Raw genomic sequence first — 18680 nt, 5'->3', positions numbered from 1 at the left:
TACTCACTGCTCGGCATGATGCGTCCGACGCTTGTCGTCCGCTTGAAAGCCTAGAGGGAGATGGGCTGATCCGTGGGACGGACGGGGAAGGGAAGCTGGGTCTCACCCTCGAGGTACTGGTCGACTGCCGACGCCGCAGCGCGGCCCTCGGCGATCGCCCAGACGATGAGGGACTGGCCACGACCGGCGTCGCCGGCGACGAACACGCCGGGCTGGTTGGTCTGGTAGTCGTGCTCCCGTGCCACGTTGCCGCGCCCGGTGAAGGGGAGCTTGAACTGCGACTCGAGGGTCTCGCCCTCCGGGCCCGTGAACCCGAGTGCGAGCAGGACGAGGTCGGCGGGGATCTCCCGCTCGGTGCCGCTCTTCGGCACGCGACGGCCGTCGACGAACTCCGTCTCGGCGACGCGGATCGCCCGCACCTCGCCGGCCTCGTTGGCGAGGAACTCGACGGTCGACACCAGGTACTCGCGGTTGCCGCCCTCTTCGTGCGCACTCGCGACCTCGAAGAGCGTCGGCATCATCGGCCACGGCTGGTGCTCGGGCCGCTCCCCCGCCGGCTGCGTGCCGATGGCGAGGTTCGTGACGGAGGCGGCACCCTGACGGTGCGCCGTGCCGATGCAGTCGGCACCGGTGTCGCCGCCGCCGAGGACCACCACGTGCTTGTCCTCCGCCGTGATCTGGTCGGAGACCGTGTCTCCGGCGCCGACGCGGTTCGCCTGCACGAGGTACTCCATCGCGAAGTGGACCCCGGAGAAGTCACGACCGGGGATCGGGAGGTCGCGCGGCACCATGGCACCGGTGGCGATGACGACGGCGTCGTAGCGGGCGCGGAGCTCGTCCCAGCTGATGTCGACCCCGATGTTCACGCCGGCGCGGAACCGGGTGCCCTCGTCCTGCATCTGCTTCAGCCGGATGTCGAGGTGCTTCTTCTCCATCTTGAAGTCGGGGATGCCGTAGCGCAGCAGACCGCCGATGCGGTCGTCGCGCTCGTAGACCGCGACCGTGTGGCCGGCACGCGTCAGCTGCTGGGCTGCGGCGAGGCCGGCCGGCCCGGAGCCGACGACGGCGACCGTCTTGCCGGTCAGCCGCTCCGGCGGGTGGGACTCGACCCACCCGTTGGCGAACGCCTGATCGATGATCGAGACCTCGACCTGCTTGATGGTCACGGCGGGCTGGTTGATGCCCAGCACGCACGAACTCTCGCACGGCGCCGGGCAGAGACGACCCGTGAACTCCGGGAAGTTGTTCGTGGCGTGCAAGCGCTCGATGGCCGAGCGGCCCTCGCCTCGCCACATCAAGTCGTTCCACTCCGGGATGAGGTTGCCCAGCGGGCAGCCCTGGTGGCAGAACGGGATGCCGCAGTCCATGCAGCGACCAGCCTGCTTGCGGACGGTCGCGGGGTCGCTCTGCTCGTAGACCTCTTTCCAGTCCATGATGCGGACCGGCACGGGCCGGCGCTTCGGGAGCTCGCGCTCCGGTACCTTCAGGAATCCCTTGGGATCAGCCACCGGTCACCTCCAGGATTCGGTTCCATACGATGTCGCCGTCGGGGTCGAGCCCCTCGTCGAGTGCGGTCTGTCGGGTCGCCAGGACTGCCGCGTAATCACGCGGGAGGACCTTGACGAACCGGGCGAGTGAGTCTTCGATGTCGGCGAGCAGCCGGCCGGCCAGCGGAGAACCGGTCTCCACGACGTGCCGTTCGAGGAGGTCGCGGACGATCTCGGCGTCGGCACTGTCGAGTTCGGACAGGGTGAGCTCCCCCGAGGCGAGGGAGTCGCGGTTGACCTGGTCACGTTCGAGGTCGAACACGTAGGCCGTGCCGCCGGACATGCCCGCGCCGAGGTTCCGGCCGGTCTGACCCAGGATGACGGCGAGACCACCCGTCATGTACTCGAGCGCGTGGTCACCGACGCCTTCGACGACCGCCGTGGCGCCGGAGTTGCGCACCAGGAACCGCTCGCCGACGATCCCGCTCAGGAACATGGTGCCCTGGGTCGCGCCGTACCCGATGACGTTGCCGGCGATGACGTTCTCCTCGGGCGCGAAGGCTGCGCGCTCGGATGGCCGGACGACGATCTGCCCACCGGACAGGCCCTTGCCGACGTAGTCGTTCGAGTCGCCGATGAGCCGCAGGGCGATGCCGCCGGGGAGGAACGCACCGAAGGACTGCCCGGCCGAGCCGCGCAGGGTGATGTCGATACTCCCTGCCGGGAGCCCGTTCTCGCCGTGCCGCCGGGTGACCTCGTGGCCGAGCATGGTGCCGACCGCCCGCTCCGTGTTGCGGATGGGCAGGTCGACCGAGAAGTGGCCGCCGTGTTCGAGCACGTCAGAGGCGGCCGTGATGAGCTGCTGGTCGAAGTGCTTCTCGAGCTCGTGCTCCTGCGGCCGGCGGTTGATCCGCGGCTCGTCGTCGGCGAAGACAGGACCCACGAGGACCGGGGCGAGGTCGAGCCCGGACGCCTTCCAGTGGTCGATCGCTCGGTCGGCGTCGATCAGTTCGTTGTGGCCGATCGCCTCCTCGAGCGTCCGGAACCCGAGCTCGGCGAGGTACTCGCGCACCTCCTGGGCGATGAACTCGAAGAAGTTCACGACGAACTCCGGCTTGCCGGTGAACCGCTCGCGCAGCACCGGGTTCTGCGTCGCGACGCCGACCGGGCAGGTGTCGAGGTGGCACACGCGCATCATGACGCACCCGGAGACGACGAGCGGTGCCGTCGCGAAGCCGAACTCCTCCGCGCCGAGCAGTGCGCCGATGACGACGTCGCGTCCGGTCTTCATCTGACCGTCGACCTGCACCACGACGCGGTCGCGCATGTTGTTGAGCATGAGCGTCTGCTGCGTCTCAGCGAGACCCAGCTCCCACGGCGTCCCGGCGTGCTTCAGGGAGTTCAACGGGCTCGCGCCGGTTCCGCCGTCGTGACCCGAGACCAGGATCACGTCCGAGAGCGCCTTCGCGACGCCCGCGGCCACCGCACCGATGCCGGACTGGCTCACCAGCTTGGTGTGGATCCGGGCCTTCGGGTTCGCACGCTTCAGGTCGAAGATGAGCTGCTTGAGGTCTTCGATGGAGTAGATGTCGTGGTGCGGCGGCGGCGAGATGAGGCCGACGCCCGCCGTGGCGTGCCGCGTCCGTGCCACCCACGGGTACACCTTCGTCGGCGGCAACTGCCCGCCCTCGCCGGGCTTCGCACCCTGGGCGAGCTTGATCTGGATGTCGTCGGCGTGCGTCAGGTACATGCTCGTCACGCCGAACCGGCCGGAGGCGACCTGCTTGATCGCGCTGCGGCGCGTCGGGTCGAGGAGCCGGTCGACGTCCTCGCCGCCCTCACCCGTGTTCGACTTGGCACCGATGCTGTTCATCGCGATCGCCAGCGTCTCGTGCGCCTCGCGCGAGATGGAACCGTAGCTCATCGCCCCGGTCGAGAACCGCTTCACGATCGACGCGACCGACTCGACCTCGTCGAGCGGGACGGGCGGGCGGGCACCGGCGCGGAGCGTGAACATCCCGCGGAGCGTCATGAGCTGCGCCGCCTGGGAGTCGACCATGTGGGTGTACTCGCGGAAGATGTCGTACCGGCGCGTCTTGGTCGCGTGCTGCAGCTTGAAGACCGTCTCCGGGTTGAAGAGGTGCGGCGAACCGTCGCGACGCCACTGGTACTCCCCGCCCGACTGCAGGCGCTCGTGGGCCGTCGATGCGGCGTCCTCGGGGTAGGCGTACCGGTGACGCTTCGCGTTCTCCTCGGCGATCACCTCGATGCCGACACCGCCGAGCTTCGTCTCCGTACCGGTGAAGTAGCTGTCGACGAGCTGCTGGCTCAGGCCGACGGCCTCGAAGGCCTGTGCTCCGGCGTAGGAGGACACCGTGGAGATGCCCATCTTCGACATGATCTTGAGTACGCCCTTGCCGAGCGCCTTGATGACGTTCTTGACGGCCTGCTCGCGGGTGACGCCCTGGATGAGGCCGCTGCGGACGAGGTCCTCGCAGCTCTCCATGGCCAGGTACGGGTTGATCGCGGAGGCGCCGTAGCCGATGAGCAGCGCGACGTGGTGGACCTCGCGCACGTCGCCGGCCTCGACGACGAGCCCGACCTTCATCCGGTTCTCGGCGCGGATCAGGTGGTGGTGCACGGCGGCGAGCGAGAGCAGCGACGGGATCGGCGCGAGGTCGGAGTTCGAGTCACGGTCGCTCAGGACGATGAACTCCGAGCCGGCGAGGATCGCCTGGTCGACCTCGTCGCACATCTCGCGCAGGCGCGTCTCGAGTCCGGCCGAGCCGTCCTCGACGCGGTACAGCGCCTTGACGGTCGTCGTCAGTGGGCTCGCCGGGTTCGGGTCGATGTGCTGGATCTTGGCGAGCTCGTCGTTGTCGATGACCGGGAAGTCGAGGACGACCTGCTTGGCGTGCTCGGGGCCCCACGAGAGGAGGTTGCGCTCCGGGCCGAGCCCGAGCTTCAGCGAGGTGACGACCTCCTCGCGGATCGAGTCGAGCGGCGGGTTGGTGACCTGGGCGAACTGCTGCACGAAGTAGTCGAAGAGGAGCCGAGGGCGGTCGGAGAGCACCGCGATCGGGGTGTCCGACCCCATCGCGCCGAGCGGCTCCGCACCGTTCTGCCCCATGGGCTGCAGGAGGATGCGCACCTCCTCCTCGGTGTATCCGAAGGTCCGCTGGCGGCGGGTGACGGATGCCGGCGTGTGCACGATGTGCTCGCGCTCCGGCAGGTCGCTCAGGTTGATGCGTCCGGCGTCGAGCCAGTCGCCCCAGGGTGCCGAAGCCGAGAGCTCGTCCTTGATCTCGTCGTCCTCGATGATCCGCCCGGCCTCGGTGTCGACGAGGAACATCTTTCCGGGGCGCAGGCGGCCCTTGCGCTTGACCCGGCTCGGGTCGACGTCGAGGACGCCGATCTCGCTACCCAGGACGACGAGGCCGTCGGTCGTCTCCAGCCAGCGACCCGGACGCAGGCCGTTCCGGTCCAGGGTCGCGCCGACGAGTGAGCCGTCCGTGAAGGTGAGGGCGGCCGGACCGTCCCACGGTTCCATCTGCATGGAGTTGAACTCGTAGAAGTCGCGTCGCTCCTGCGACAGCCCGGTCTGCTTCTCCCAGGCCTCGGGCACCATCATCATCATGGCGTGCGGGAGGGACCGCCCGGTCAGCGTCAGCAGCTCCAGGACCTCGTCGAACGAGGCGGAGTCACTCGCTCCGGGCGTGATGATGGGGAGCAGCGGGCGGATGTCGCCGATGAGCTCGGACTCGAGCTGCGACTGCCGCGCGCGCATCCAGTTGCGGTTGCCCTCGACGGTGTTGATCTCGCCGTTGTGTGCCATCATGCGCAGCGGCTGGGCGAGCGGCCAGGACGGGAACGTGTTGGTGGAGTACCGCGAGTGGACGATGGCGAGCTTGGTCGCGAACCGCTCGTCGGACAGGTCGGGGTAGAACGGTTCGAGCTGGAGTGTCGTGACCATGCCCTTGTAGACGAGCGTGCGGCTCGACAGGGAGATGAAGTACGCCCCGAGCTCGCGCTCCGCCCGCTTCCGGAGCCGGAAGGCGAGTCGGTCGAGGGCGATCCCGGTCGGCGTCGAGGAGCTGGACCCGGTGACGAACAGTTGCTCGAACGCCGGCATGGCCGCACGGGCGAGCTTCCCCAGCTCGTCGGGGTCGACCGGCACCTCGCGCCAGCCGAGGACGGTGAGTTCCTCCTCCGCGGCGATCGCGGCGATGCGCGTCTGGAGCTGTGCGCGCTCGGAGGCGTCGGTGGGCAGGAAGGCGATGCCCACGGCGTACGCACCGAGCGGCGGCAGGTCGAATCCGGCGACGCCGCGCAGGAAGGCGTCGGGCATCTGGGTGAGGATGCCCGCGCCGTCGCCGGTCCCGGCGTCGGAACCGATCGCGCCGCGGTGCTCCAGGTTGCGGAGCGAACCGAGCGCCGCGTCGATGATGCTGTGCGAGGCCTCGCCCGTCAGGGTCGCGACCATCGCCAGGCCACAGGCGTCCTTCTCGTTCGCCGGGTCGTACATGCCCTGCTTGGGCGGAACCGAGCTGAACGAAGCGTACGGTGCATGCGCCATGGAATTACCGTCCTCACGAAAGGGGATCAGAAGGGGGACGTCGCTGGCCCTGGGACGAAACGGGTGATGGATCCCCTGCTGAGCCGGGATCCACCGGGCCGACGAGGGTGCGTTCAGCCTAGGAGCGAGAGCCGGTCTTGCTTGTGGCGACCGTGGCTTCGGACGACGGAGTGGATGACGCAGTGCGGTCTGATCCGTCGGCATCGTCGTCGGCGGAGGCACTGCGCAGCCCCAGGTTCTCCGCGTCGGTGTCGTAGTAGTCTACCGCAGCCTTCGGATCGGCCCAGGAACGGCCGGGGACGTACGGCGACGGCTCGGCACCCGTGTGGCGACGCGACTGGATGACGATGATCGCGAGTCCGACGACGATCGCGAGGATCGCGGCCCAGACGTTGGCGCGGATGCCGAACAGGTACTCACTCGGGTCGATCCGGATGGTCTCCCAGACCGTGCGACCGGCGCCGTACCAGATGAGGTAGACACCGAACAAGCGGCCCCACTGCGGGTTGAAGCGGTGTCCGATCCAGAGGATGACGGCCACCCCCAGCAGGTTCCAGATGATCTCGTACAGGAACGTGGGGTGGAACAGCGTGCCGGCGGGCAGACCGATCGGGAACGCGGGGTTGCTGGCCTCGATCTCGAGGCCCCAGGGCAGGTCCGTGGGGAGCCCGTAGAGCTCGTGGTTGAAGTAGTTGCCGAGGCGACCGAACGCCTGGGCGAGCAGCAGGCCGGGCGCGAGGGCGTCGGCGAAGGTCCAGAACCGGATCCCCGTCATGCGGCAGCCGATGTAGGCACCGACCGCTCCACCGATGAGCGAACCGAAGATCGCGATGCCGCCCTCCCAGATGTAGAGCGTCCGCAGGAGGTCGGCACCCGGGTAGAAGTAGTCGCCGGGGTGGGTCAGGACGTGGAAGATCCGCGCACCGATGATCCCCAAGGGGATGGCCCACAGGATGATGTCGAGCACGATGCCCGGCTCGGCGCCGCGCTTCGTCAGCCGGCGGGAGGTGAGGATGGTGGCGGCGATGATCCCGGCGATGATGCAGAGCGCGTACATGTGCACCGTGAACGGGCCCACGCTGAAGGTCGCGATGTCCGGGTTCGGGCTCGGGATGCTGAGGGGTGCAATCACTGCAGTGGTCGCCTTTCGTTACGAACTCTGATCGAGTGTACGGCTTTCAGCATCGCGGACGTGGTGAGGACACCCTCAGCGGGCGGTGCCGGCCGCGAGTGAACGGGCGACCTCGGTGATCGCCGGGACGCCGCCGTCGGCGAGAGCCTTGACGAAGACGGAGCCGACGATGGCTCCGTCGGCGTACTCGAGGACCGAGCGGACCTGCTCCGCTGTCGAGATGCCGATGCCGACGCACGCGTGCTGTGCCCCCGCCGTGCGGAGACGACCGACGAGGGTCTTCGCGGCCGCGTCGAGGTCCTGCCGGGCACCGGTGATGCCCATCGTGGAGACGGTGTACACGAAGCCGCGGGAGCGCTCGGTCACGAGCGACAGGCGCTCGTCGCTCGAGGTCGGTGCTGCCAGGAAGACCCGGTCGAGACCGTGGCGTTCACTGGCGTCCAGCCAGTCCGCCGCGGCGTCGGGGGTGATGTCGGGGGTGATGAGCCCGGCTCCGCCGGCCGCGGCGAGGTCGGAGGCGAAGCGCTCGACGCCGTACTGCAGCACCGGGTTCCAGTACGTCATGACGAGGATCGGGACGTCCACGGCGGCGCGGATGGCGCTGATCGCCGTGAAGACGTCGCGCAACCGGAACCCCTCCGCGAGGGCGGTCATGGTCGCAGCCTGGATGACCGCTCCGTCCATCACGGGGTCGGAGTAGGGCACGCCGAGCTCGAGGACGTCGACGCCGTTCTGCGCGAGCGCGATGGCGGCGTCGATACTCGTCTGGAGGTCGGGGAACCCGACGGGGAGGTACCCGATGAGGGCGCCGCGGCGGTCGGCGGCGGCGGCGTCGATCGCCGAGGCGACCGGTGAGACCGTCGTGTGGTCGGTGGCCGGGGCGGTCATGCGTTCCGCCCGGCTTCGTCGAGGAGTCCGAAGTAGGTGGCAGCCGTCTCGACGTCCTTGTCTCCGCGCCCGGAGAGGTTGATCAGGATGGTCGCCTCGGGGCCCAGCTCCTTGCCGAGGACGATGGCCCCGGCAAGTGCGTGGGCGGACTCGATCGCCGGGATGATCCCCTCGGTGCGGCTCAGGAGCCGGAAGGCCTCCATCGCCTCGGCGTCCGTCGCGGGGACGTACGTCGCCCGCCCGGTGTCGGCGAGCCAGGCGTGCTCCGGTCCGACGCCCGGGTAGTCGAGGCCGGCGGAGATGGAATGGGACTCGACGGTCTGGCCGTCGTCGTCCTGCAGGACGAAGGTGCGGGCACCGTGCAGGACACCCGGACGACCGCGGCCGATGGACGCGGCGTGCCGAGGGGTGTCGACGCCGTCGCCGGCAGCCTCCACTCCGTAGAGCGCGACGTCCGCGTCGTCGAGGAAGGCGTGGAAGATACCGATGGCGTTGGAGCCGCCACCGACGCAGGCGACGACCGCGTCGGGAAGTGAACCGTTCAGCTCGAGGAGCTGTGCGCGGGCCTCTTCTCCGATGATCTTCTGGAAGTCGCGGACCATGACCGGGAACGGGTGTGGGCCCGCCGCGGTGCCGAAGATGTAGTTCGTGGTCTCGACCGACGCGACCCAGTCGCGGTACGCCTCGTTGATGGCGTCCTTGAGGGTCCGCGACCCCGTCGTGACGGGGATCACGGTCGCGCCGAGGAGCCGCATGCGGGCGACGTTGAGCGCCTGGCGCTCGGTGTCGACCTCGCCCATGTAGATGGTGCAGTCGAGGCCGAAGAGTGCGGCCGCCGTGGCCGTGGCCACACCGTGCTGACCGGCCCCCGTCTCGGCGATGACGCGGGTCTTGCCGATGCGCTTCGTGAGGAGCGCCTGGCCCAGGACGTTGTTGATCTTGTGCGAGCCGGTGTGGTTGAGGTCCTCGCGCTTCAGGAAGATGCGCGCACCACCGGCCGATGCGGCGAAGCGTGGCACCTCGGTGATGATCGACGGGCGGCCGGCGTAGTCGCGGAGCAGCGTGGTCAGCTCGGCCTGGAAGCTCTCGTCGGCCTTGGCGGCCTCGTAGGCCGTCGCGAGTTCGTCGACCGCGGCGATGAGCGCCTCCGGCATGTAGCGTCCGCCGAAGTCACCGAAGAACGGACCGGCTTCGTCCCGGAGGTGCGTCGGTTCCGCGTGGGCGGGGGTTGCTGGTGACATGGTCATGCGGTGGCTCCCAGGAACTGTTCGAGGGTGGCGACGGGGTCGCCGGTGACGAGCGCCTCGCCGACCAGGACGACGTCGGCGCCGTCACGTCGGTAGGCGGCGACGTCGGCGGCGCGGAGCACAGCGGACTCGGCCACTTTGACGGCGTCGGCGGGGAAACGGTCGGTCAACGATCCGAAGAGGTGTTGGTCGAGTTCGAAGGTGCTGAGGTTCCGCGCGTTGACACCGATGAGCCGCGCGCCGATGTCGCTCGCTCTGGCCAGCTCGTCGGCGGAATGGGTCTCGACCAGCGGGGTCATGCCGAGCTGCACGACGAGTTCATGCAGCGACGACAGGGTGGCCTGATCGAGTCCGGCGACGATCAGGAGGACCAGGTCGGCGCCGGATGCCCGGGCTTCGAACACCTGGTACGGCAGGGAGATGAAGTCCTTGCGCAGGACCGGGATGCGGATCGCGGCACGGACGGCCTCGAGGTCCTGCAGCGAGCCGCCGAACTTCCGGCCCTCGGTCAGCACGCTGACCGCGCTGGCACCACCCTGCTCGTAGAGCGAGGCGAGGAGCGCCGGGTCGGGGATGTCGGCCAGCGCGCCGCGGGACGGACTGGACCGTTTGACCTCGGCGATGATCTTGACCTGGTCGGCCGGGGCGAGCGCAGCGAGGGCGTCGATGGCCGGAGGGGCCTCGACAGCAGCGGCTTCGACGACTGCAGCCGGACGGCCCGCGAGGCGCCCGAGAGCGTCCTCCTTCGCGCCGGCCATCAGGTCGGCGAGCATGTTCAGTGCTCTTTCGCCACGGTCTTGGACCCGCCGACGCCGTAACCCGCCTTGGCGAGGACACCACCCGTGATCCACCCGAGGAGGAGGACGCCGGCGGAGGCCCAGACGAGGACGGGCATGTCGAGCCAGAAGAAGACCGTACCGGCGGCGAACGCGACCAACATGATGATCACGGCCGTCCAGGCGGCGGGCGAGTGTCCGTGGCCGGGGTCCGAGGGGTCGGTGCTCATGGTTCTCCTTCTGTGCGAGTGCGGGTTCCAGTGTACCGGCAACCGGCGCGCGGTTCCGTGCGTGGGCCACGAGTTCCCAGGTGGCCCGGGGTGCCGTCGGGGGTCGGCGGAGCGGTCAGCGCGTCGGGTCGTCGCCGCGGCTGAGGTCGTCCCAGGCGCCAACCGGGTCGGCGCTCGGGGCCGTCTCGACCTGCGTGAACCGGACGGTCTGGTACTTCTTCGACGGACCGGGCCACCGGCGGTGGGTGAGCACGGTCGCGAGCCCGGCGAGTGCGAGCACGACGCCGAGCACCAGGGTGATCGCCGGCCAGGCGGTGAGCGTGGTCGCCGCGACGAGGTCGATGGTCGACTGGCTCCCGGCGACGCCCGTGGCCTCGGTCACGGCCGCCGCGCCCGCGGTCGCCGGCGAGGCGAGCACGGCGATCGACGAGATCATGACGCAGGCGCCGATCACGGCCTCCAGCAGGCCGAGGATGATGCGGAACACCGGCCCGGCGATCGCCAGCGCGGCGACGAGGGCGAGACCGGCGAGGGCGAGTGCGGACAGGGCGGGAGCGGCGACGGAGCCGACCACGTCGAGCGCGCCGGAGTGTGGGCCGACGCCAACGAGGCTGATCGAGAGCCAGGTCTGGGTCCACGCCGCGAGGATGAGCGCGTCGGCGAGGACGGCGGTGACGAGGAGCAGGGTCTTCAGGCGGCGCTGACGACTGCGCAGAGCTCGTGACTCGAGCTCGTCAGCCTCGGACGGTTCGTCGCGCCTCGGCGGCTCCACCGGCCCGGACTGGGGTGCTGCAGTGCTCTCGGTCATGCTCCAACTCGATTCATGGTGTCGGCGATGGCGCTGCGACGACGTCGAGGCTCCGGCCGTCGAAACAGCTGCGTGTGCCCGTGTGGCAGGCAGCGCCGTGCTGATCGACCTCCACCAACAGGGTATCCCCGTCGCAGTCGTAGGCGAGCGCCCGGACGAACTGCACGTGTCCGGAGGTGTCCCCCTTGCGCCAGTACTCCTGTCGTGAGCGGGACCAGTAGGTGACCCGACCCTCGGTCATCGTCCGGCGGACGGCCTCGGCGTCCATCCAGCCGAGCATGAGCACCTCGCGGGAGTCCCACTGCTGCACGATCGCGGGGAGCAGGCCCTGCGCGTCGAAGGTGAGCTGCCCGATCGCGGTCTCCGGATCGGCGCCCACCGGGATGGTGATGTCCGCGCTCATGCCCGCACCGTCCAACCGGCGTCGGCGAGTTCCTGTTTGACCTGGCCGATCGTCAACTCGCCGTTGTGGAAGACGCTCGCAGCGAGGACGGCGTCGGCCCCCGCGGCGATCGCAGGTGGGAAGTCGGCGAGGCGGCCTGCTCCCCCTGACGCGATGACCGGAACCCGGCTGATCTCGCGCATGGCGCTGATGAGCTCGGTGTCGAACCCGGCCTTGGTGCCGTCGGCGTCGATCGAGTTCACCAACAGCTCGCCCGCACCGCGTTCGATCGCCTCGATGGCCCAGGCGAGCGCGTCGAGTTCGGTCTCACGTCGGCCGCCGTGTGTCGTGACGATCCATCCGGATGCGCTGCCGGCGTGTCGCTTCACGTCCAGGGAGAGGACGAGGACCTGAGCGCCGAAGCGGTCGGCGATCTCCCCCAGCAACTCCGGTCGGCCGATCGCCGCGCTGTTCACGCCGACCTTGTCCGCCCCGCTGGCCAGCAGCCGGGAGACGTCCTGGGTCGAGCGGACCCCGCCGCCGACCGTGAGCGGGATGAAGACCTGCTCGGCGGTCCGGCTGACGAGGTCGTAGGTGGTGTCGCGTTCGGCGACGGTGGCCGTGACGTCGAGGAAGGTCAGTTCGTCCGCGCCCTGCTCGGCGTAGCGCTTCGCGAGTTCGACGGGGTCGCCGGCGTCGCGGAGGTCGAGGAAGTTGACGCCCTTCACGACGCGCCCGTCGGCGACGTCGAGACAGGGGATGACTCGGGTGGCGAGTGACACGGAGGCCTCCGCAGAGCGACTGGGACGGGTGGTGAGGGACGGGCGAATCAGAGTCGGGCGGCGTGGATGGCCGTGACGAGGATGGCGCGTGCGCCGAGCTCGTAGAGGCGGTCCATGACGTCGTTCGCGTCGCCGCGAGGGATCATGACCCGGACCGCCACCCACTCGGGGTCGCGGAGCGGCGAGATCGTCGGCGACTCGATGCCACCGGCGACGGCGGTCGCCTGCTCGAGCAGCCGGACCGGGAGGTCGTAGTCGACGAGCACGTACTGCCGCGCGACGAGGACGCCCTGCAGTCGGCGGATGAGCGTCGCGGTGTTGGGCTTCGTCTCCGGCGACGCGATGAGCACGGCGGTGGAGTCGAGGATCACCGGGCCGAAGATGCCCAGTCCGGCCTTCCGGAGGGTCGTGCCGGTGGACACGACATCGGCCACCGCGTCCGCGACCCCGAGCTGGACCGCCGACTCGACCGCACCGTCGAGGTGGACGAGCGTCGCATCCACACCGGCGTCGCGGAGGAAGTTGCCGACGAGGCCGGGGTAGCTGGTGGCGACCGTCTTCCCCGCGAGATCGGAGAGCTCGGAGAACTCGTCGGCCGGACCGGCGAAGCGGAACGTCGACCCGCCGAAGCCCAGCTCGGCGAGTTCAGTCGCGGCGGAGTGCGAGTCCAGGAGCAGATCGCGCCCCGTGATGCCGATGTCCAGGGCGCCGGAACCGACGTAGGTCGCGATGTCGCGCGGACGGAGGTAGAAGAACTCGACGTCGTTCCGTGCGTCGACGACGTGGAGCTCCTTGGTGTCGCGACGGGTCGCGTAGCCGGCCTCCTGCAGCATCTCGACGGCGGTCTCGGACAGCGAGCCCTTGTTGGGCACGGCGACTCTCAGCATGGGGTGACTTTCGTGTTGTGCGATGGTGTCTCGACAGGGTGATCAGGAGGCGCGGCGGATGCGCCGCGACGTGCTCCTACAGATGTCGGTAGACGTCGGCGGGGGTGAGCCCCTTCGCCACCATCATCACCTGCACGTGGTAGAGCAGCTGGGAGATCTCCTCGGCCGTCTCGGTGTCGCTCTGGTACTCGGCCGCCATCCAGACCTCGGCGGCCTCCTCGACGATCTTCTTCCCGATGCCGTGCACACCCGTGTCCAGTTCGCGGACGGTGCCGGAACCCTCCGGCCGGGTCTCGGCCTTCAGGCGCAGCTCGTCGAACAGCTCGTCGAAGGTTTTCACGTGCTCCAGGGTACCGGTTCCGGGCGGCGGCGCGCACCGCGGACGCGCTGGACCGGCCCGCTGCGTCAGTGGGTGTGCGTCGACGCCTCGGCGGCGGCCCGGAGCAGCGCGATGTTCGAGGCCGGATCGGAACCGCTGTAGACGGCCGACCCCGCGACGAAGGTGTCGGCACCGGCGGCGGCCGCGATCCCGATCGTGTCCGCGGAGATCCCGCCGTCGACCTGGAGCCAGACGTCGAGACCGGTGCGTGCGACCTCGGCTGACAGCGCCTGCAGCTTCGGCATGGTCTCCGGCATGAACGACTGTCCGCCGAACCCCGGTTCGACCGTCATGACGAGCACCTGGTCGAACTCCGGCAGGAGTTCCAGGTACGGCTCGATGGGCGTGCCGGGCTTCACCGCGATCCCGGCACGCGCTCCGATGGAACGCAGGCGTCTGGCGAGGGCGACGGGGTCGCCGGTGGCCTCGGCGTGGAACGTCACCGAGAACGCCCCGAGCTCGGCGTAGCCGGGAGCCCATCGATCGACGTCCGAGATCATGAGGTGGACGTCGAGCGGGACCGGAGACACGTCCTGGATGCGACCGACCATCTGCGGACCGAAGGTGAGGTTCGGGACGAAATGGTTGTCCATGACGTCGACGTGGACGAGGTCGGCGCTCGCGATCCGCTCCAGGTCGGCCTGGAGGTTCACGAAATCGGCGGACAGGATGCTCGGGTTGATGCGCGCGGACATGTGCTCGAGCCTATCGATCGACAGCGGGTCCGGCCGACTCCGCGGGTTTGCGGAGCAGCGCGATGTACATGGCGTCGGTGCCCTGGCGGTGCGGCCAGAGCTGGACCGCGCCACCGGGCGCCGCGGCGTCGAGCGGTTCGGTCGTGACCTGGTCGAGCACCGCGGAGGTGTCGAGTCGCTCCATCCCGGGGTGGGCTCGCAGCGCGCTCTCCACGATCAGTGCCGTCTCGCCGACGTGCGGCGAACAGGTCACGTACGCCACGATCCCGCCGGGAGCGAGCGCGGTGATGGCGGCGTCGAGCAGTGAGCCCTGCAGTCGGGTGAGTTCGGAGACGTCCTTCGGGGTCTTCCGCCACCGCGCCTCCGGTCGTCGTCGCAGCGCGCCGAGCCCGGTGCACGGGGCGTCGAGGAGGATTCGGTCGTAGCTCCCGGGATGCTCCGCAGCGAGCTTCGTGCCGTCGGCGGTCGAGACCGACACCTCGAGCGGGACACCTGCGAGGGCGCGTTCCACGAGACGGGCCCTCGCAGGGACCAGTTCGTTCGCATCGAGGCGTGCCTCCCCGGCGAGAGCCTCGGCGGCCAGGAGTGCCGCCTTGCCACCCGGGCCCGCGCACAGGTCGAGCCATCGCTCGCCGGGCCGCACCGGTACCGCCCGCGTCAGCGCGAGCGCGGCGAGCTGCGAGCCCTCGTCCTGGACGCGGAGGCGGCCGCCGCCGGTCCCGACGAGCTGGACCGGGTCGCCGCCGGGGTTGCGGAAGCCGTACGGGGAGAAGCGGTTCGGCTCGGCGTCCTCAGGCCGGTCGGCGAGCCCCGGGAGCGCGATGAGGTTCACCTGCGGGGCGAGGTTGTCCGCGGCCAGCGCCTCCTCGAGTTCGTCGCCGCGGTCCTGCAGGTCGAGCGCCTGCCTGATGGCCCGAACGACCCACGACGGGTGGGCGGTGCTCACCGCCAGGCGATCGGTGTCGTTCGTGACCTCACCCAGCAGGATCCGCTCCCATTCGGCGGGTTCGGTCCGCGAGATGGTGCGGAGGACACCGTTGGTGAAGCCGGCCGCCGACCGCGAACCGGCGGACCGGGCGAGTTCGACGGACTCGTTCACGGCGGCGTGGCCTGCGACGCGCATGGAGAGCAGCTGATGGGCACCGAGCCGCAGGACGTCGAGGATCGCGTCGTCGATCTCGGTCACGGGACGCTTCGCCGCGTGCGCGATGACGCGGTCGTAGTACCCGCGTCGGCGAAGGGTGCCGTACGTCAGCTCGGTCGCGAGGCCGGCGTCCGCCGGACTCAACTTCGCCTCGGCCAGCCGGTGCGGCAGGAGGAGGTTCGCGTAGGCGTCCGAGGTGCTGACGGCGTGGATGACGTCGAAGGCCACTCGGCGTGCCGGCTGCACGGTCGCCGAGTCACGCGGACGCGTGGGACGCTGGCGTCCGCGTCGGGGTTCCTCGTCGCGGGGCCGTCGGTCGCGGCGTCGCTGGCCCTCGGGCTGCTGGCCGCTCACGCGGTGACCAGCCGATCGGTTCCAGCGGATGCGCCGCGCCACCAGTCGGCGGCGGGCATCGCCGTGCGCCCGGCCGGCTGCACCTGCAGCAGTTGCAACGGTGTGTCCGCCGTGCCGACCAGGACGAGGCCGTCGACGGACGCGATCGTCCCGGGCGCCGGTGGGTCCGTCGGCATGGTCGTCGCGGGGACGGCGCGGTGCACCTTCAGCCGTGACTCGTCGAGGAGGGTGAACGCGCCCGGTTCGGGGGTCACCCCGCGGATCTGCGACCACACGTCGGCGACGGGGCGGTCCCAGACGATCCGACCGTCCTGGCCGTCGAGCTTCGGCGCGAGCGACACCTCGCCCTGCTGCGGGGCCGCGACCGCGGTGCCGGCGGCGATGGCGGCGACGACCTCCGCGGTGAGCGGTGCGCCGAGCTCGGCGAGGCGGTCGAGGAGCTCCCCCGAGGTCTCGCCCTCGCCGATCGGCGTCTCCACCGTCGCGAAGACGTCTCCGGCGTCGAGAGCCGGCACGAGCTGGAAGACCGATGCACCGGTGACCGCGTCTCCGGCCATCACGGACCGCTGGACGGGAGCCGCGCCGCGCCAGGACGGCAGCAATGAGAAGTGCAGATTGATCCAACCGTGTGCCGGCGCGGACAGGAGGGGTTCGCGGACGAGTCCGCCGTACGCGACGATCACGCCGAGTTCCGCTCGGAGCGCGACGATCCGCGCGGTCGCGTCGTCGTCGAGACGTGCAGCGCGGATGACCGGGAGCCCGAGCCGTTCGGCGGCCGCTGCCACCGGCGACGGGGTCAGGACCCGCTTGCGGCCGAGCGGGGCGTCGGGTCGAGTCACGACGGCCGCGATCTCGTGCCCGGCCGAGACGAGGGCGTCGAGCGTCGGGACAGCGACGGCGGGGGTGCCGGCGAAGACCAGCCTCATGCGGTTCGGACTTCGTGGACGGGGTGGATCATGACAGCATCTCCGGATCGTCGAATCGTACTCTGAGTGTAGGCGGGGCTTTCGGCGCCCGCCTGCCGGGGGTCGGCCGTCGACGCTTCGCCGCCTGCGCGACGACGGTCGCCCGCAACTGCTCGGCGACCGCCCTGGCGTGGCCGTAGTCGACCCGCAGGATCGCGACGCTGTCCCCCGCTTCGTCGACGGTCGGGCCGAGCACGCGGCTCCGGTACTCGGCGGGCAGTGCGGCGAGAGCGGCGTCGACGGCGTCGCGGGTGCCGGTGAGGGTCGCGCTCCGGACCGCGGGAGGGAACCCGAGCTCTCTGCGCTCGGCGAGTTCCTCACTCGCGAACCGCGGTTGCTGCCAGAGGGCGAAGGCGTTCGCCACGGGGGCCTCGACGCCGATCAGGAGCACCGGGGCGCGTGGAGCTGCCAGAGCTGCGGCGTTCGACCACCACCGCAGGCAGTCCTCGGCGACGCGGAGCGACTCCCGCGCCAGCATGCGGTCGGCGTCGACCAGGAGGACGGCGGCATAGCCGCCCGCGGCGACGGGCTCCGCGCCTCGCGTCGCGATCACCAGCGCCGGCTCCGGGCCGACCTCGAACTTGGGGGCGTCTCCGTCCGACACCACGACCCGGTACCGGGGGAACGCCCGGCCCAGTTCCTCGGCGGTCCGGCCGGTGCCGGCGGCCGTGACGCGGAACGCGGTGTCGTGACAGGTCTCGCACGACCACCCAGCCGCGAGGTGACCGCACCACCGGCAGGAGGGCTGCGAACGGGCTGTGGCGAGTTGGAGTGGACCGTGGCACACCGAGCAGTGGGCCCTCGTCCCGCACCGTCGACAGGCGAGGTGCGGCGCGTACCCCGGCCGCGCGACCTGGACCAGCACCGGTCCGTGATGCAATGCCTCGTCGACCGCGCGCCACGCGCTCGACGGGATCCTCGCCTGGCTCGTCATGGCGTCGTCGCCGCTGGCCCGGGACACGACGACTCTCGGTCGTATCGGCGGGGTCGGTGCGACCTCGTGCAGCCAGCCGAGTTCGACGAGTCGCTGCGTCTCGGTACTGCGCGAGTGCGCGGCGAAGACGAGCGCGGATCCGCTCATCTCCTGCCGGGTCAACGCGACGTCGCGGGCGTGCACATAGGGGGCGAGCTGCTCCTGATGGAGGGGGTCGCCGTCGTCCCAGAGGGCGATGAGTCCGAGGTCGTGCGCCGGTGCATAGACGGCCGACCGGTTGCCGACGACGATCCGCGGCACCGGATGCAGTCCGTCCAGGTAGGAGCGGTAGCGAGCAGCGGGGGTCTGCTTGGCGTCGGCCCTCGCGACCGCGGCACCGACACCGAGGTCGTCGAGCGCCGCAAGGAGGTGTTCGACGTCCCGGTAGTCGGGGACGCACAGGATCGCGCTTCTGCCCTCGGCCAGCTGGTTCACGGCGAGAGCCGCCAGCGTGAAGGACCAGTCCGGGAGCCAGACGCCCGCGCTCGTCGCGGTCAGGGTGGGGATCGCGCTGATCGCGTACCGCTCCCCCGGCGCGAGGCGGTCGAGGGTGCCGGAGGCGAACCCCGGGACGGTGCGCCGCTCGACCGACGGAGGCTCCGGCGGGGTCGCGGCGGTCCAGGTCTTCTCCACCCGGACCTGTCGCGGCGGAATGGCGAGACGCAGGACGTCCATCGCGCTCCCGGCGCTGCGATCCGCGATACGGCGTGCGAGCGTCCACAGGGTCGGGGTCAGGACCGGTACCGACGACACGACCGAGCTCAGCGGGCTGAGCGCTCCGCCGAACTCGCTCGAGTCGGCGAGGTCCACGATGAACCCGTTCGCCGACCGCCCGGCCGAGCGCAACGGGACCGAGACGCGCGCGCCGAGCACGGCGTCATCGGCCAGCTCCTCGGGAATGGCGTAGTCGAACAGATGGTCGAGCTGTGGCAACGGGGAGTCGAGTACCACCCTGGCGACCCTCGCGCCGACCAC

Annotated in this window: 16 protein-coding genes; all 16 read right to left on the bottom strand. The window is 70.4% G+C overall.

What is annotated here, in order from left to right; translation table 11 throughout:
• Positions 1–50: 50 nt before the first annotated feature.
• Complete coding sequence (locus ACLIME_RS05435; protein ID WP_079705945.1) at positions 51–1508, bottom strand: glutamate synthase subunit beta; 1458 nt, start codon at positions 1506–1508, stop codon at positions 51–53.
• Positions 1501–6063 (bottom strand): glutamate synthase large subunit, encoded by a 4563-nt coding sequence (gene gltB / locus ACLIME_RS05430; protein WP_124769353.1) that lies wholly within the window; start codon positions 6061–6063, stop codon positions 1501–1503. The genes ACLIME_RS05435 and gltB overlap by 8 nt, the downstream gene beginning before the upstream one ends.
• Before the next feature lie 118 nt (positions 6064–6181).
• Positions 6182–7195, bottom strand: a complete 1014-nt coding sequence (lgt, locus tag ACLIME_RS05425) for a prolipoprotein diacylglyceryl transferase (RefSeq protein ID WP_079002517.1) — start codon at positions 7193–7195, stop codon at positions 6182–6184.
• A 75-nt stretch (positions 7196–7270) separates the two neighbouring features.
• Positions 7271–8083, bottom strand: coding sequence for a tryptophan synthase subunit alpha (gene trpA, locus ACLIME_RS05420; RefSeq protein ID WP_411558389.1), 813 nt, complete (start codon positions 8081–8083; stop codon positions 7271–7273).
• Positions 8080–9330 (bottom strand): tryptophan synthase subunit beta, encoded by a 1251-nt coding sequence (gene trpB / locus ACLIME_RS05415; protein ID WP_370281926.1) that lies wholly within the window; start codon positions 9328–9330, stop codon positions 8080–8082. Before trpB ends, trpA begins: the two co-directional genes overlap by 4 nt.
• Complete coding sequence (gene trpC / locus ACLIME_RS05410) at positions 9327–10103, bottom strand: indole-3-glycerol phosphate synthase TrpC (RefSeq protein ID WP_411558388.1); 777 nt, start codon at positions 10101–10103, stop codon at positions 9327–9329. The genes trpB and trpC overlap by 4 nt, the downstream gene beginning before the upstream one ends.
• A 2-nt stretch (positions 10104–10105) precedes the next feature.
• Positions 10106–10336 carry a DUF6704 family protein gene (locus ACLIME_RS05405; RefSeq protein ID WP_079705940.1) on the bottom strand — a complete coding sequence of 77 codons (231 nt, stop codon included), beginning with the start codon at positions 10334–10336 and terminating at the stop codon, positions 10106–10108.
• A gap of 115 nt (positions 10337–10451) precedes the next feature.
• Positions 10452–11144 carry a Trp biosynthesis-associated membrane protein gene (locus tag ACLIME_RS05400; protein WP_411558387.1) on the bottom strand — a complete coding sequence of 231 codons (693 nt, stop codon included), beginning with the start codon at positions 11142–11144 and terminating at the stop codon, positions 10452–10454.
• A 13-nt stretch (positions 11145–11157) separates the two neighbouring features.
• On the bottom strand, positions 11158–11547 hold the full coding sequence (gene hisI / locus ACLIME_RS05395) for a phosphoribosyl-AMP cyclohydrolase (protein ID WP_079705938.1): 390 nt from the start codon (positions 11545–11547) through the stop codon (positions 11158–11160).
• Positions 11544–12308: an imidazole glycerol phosphate synthase subunit HisF gene (hisF, locus tag ACLIME_RS05390; RefSeq protein ID WP_411558386.1), complete on the bottom strand. Its 765-nt coding sequence runs from the start codon at positions 12306–12308 to the stop codon at positions 11544–11546. The genes hisI and hisF overlap by 4 nt, the downstream gene beginning before the upstream one ends.
• 47 nt (positions 12309–12355) lie before the next feature.
• Complete coding sequence (gene hisG, locus ACLIME_RS05385) at positions 12356–13195, bottom strand: ATP phosphoribosyltransferase (RefSeq protein WP_411558385.1); 840 nt, start codon at positions 13193–13195, stop codon at positions 12356–12358.
• Positions 13196–13271: 76 nt separating this feature from the next.
• Positions 13272–13535, bottom strand: coding sequence for a phosphoribosyl-ATP diphosphatase (locus ACLIME_RS05380; RefSeq protein WP_064293847.1), 264 nt, complete (start codon positions 13533–13535; stop codon positions 13272–13274).
• A 65-nt stretch (positions 13536–13600) separates the two neighbouring features.
• Entirely contained in the window at positions 13601–14269 is a 669-nt protein-coding gene (gene rpe, locus ACLIME_RS05375) for a ribulose-phosphate 3-epimerase (protein ID WP_079705936.1), read from the bottom strand.
• A 10-nt stretch (positions 14270–14279) separates the two neighbouring features.
• Entirely contained in the window at positions 14280–15767 is a 1488-nt protein-coding gene (locus tag ACLIME_RS05370; RefSeq protein ID WP_411558384.1) for an RsmB/NOP family class I SAM-dependent RNA methyltransferase, read from the bottom strand.
• On the bottom strand, positions 15764–16693 hold the full coding sequence (gene fmt, locus ACLIME_RS05365) for a methionyl-tRNA formyltransferase (RefSeq protein WP_411558383.1): 930 nt from the start codon (positions 16691–16693) through the stop codon (positions 15764–15766). The genes ACLIME_RS05370 and fmt overlap by 4 nt, the downstream gene beginning before the upstream one ends.
• Positions 16694–16721: 28 nt before the next feature.
• Positions 16722–18656, bottom strand: a complete 1935-nt coding sequence (locus ACLIME_RS05360) for a primosomal protein N' (RefSeq protein ID WP_411558382.1) — start codon at positions 18654–18656, stop codon at positions 16722–16724.
• Between the last annotated feature and the right edge of the window lie 24 nt (positions 18657–18680).

The sequence above is a fragment of the Plantibacter sp. MPB07 genome (genome assembly GCF_046619465.1).
GTDB classification, from domain to species: domain Bacteria; phylum Actinomycetota; class Actinomycetes; order Actinomycetales; family Microbacteriaceae; genus Plantibacter; species Plantibacter auratus.
The sequence above is the reverse complement of the archived record's forward strand: the minus strand, read 5'-3'. Positions and strand labels throughout refer to the sequence as shown.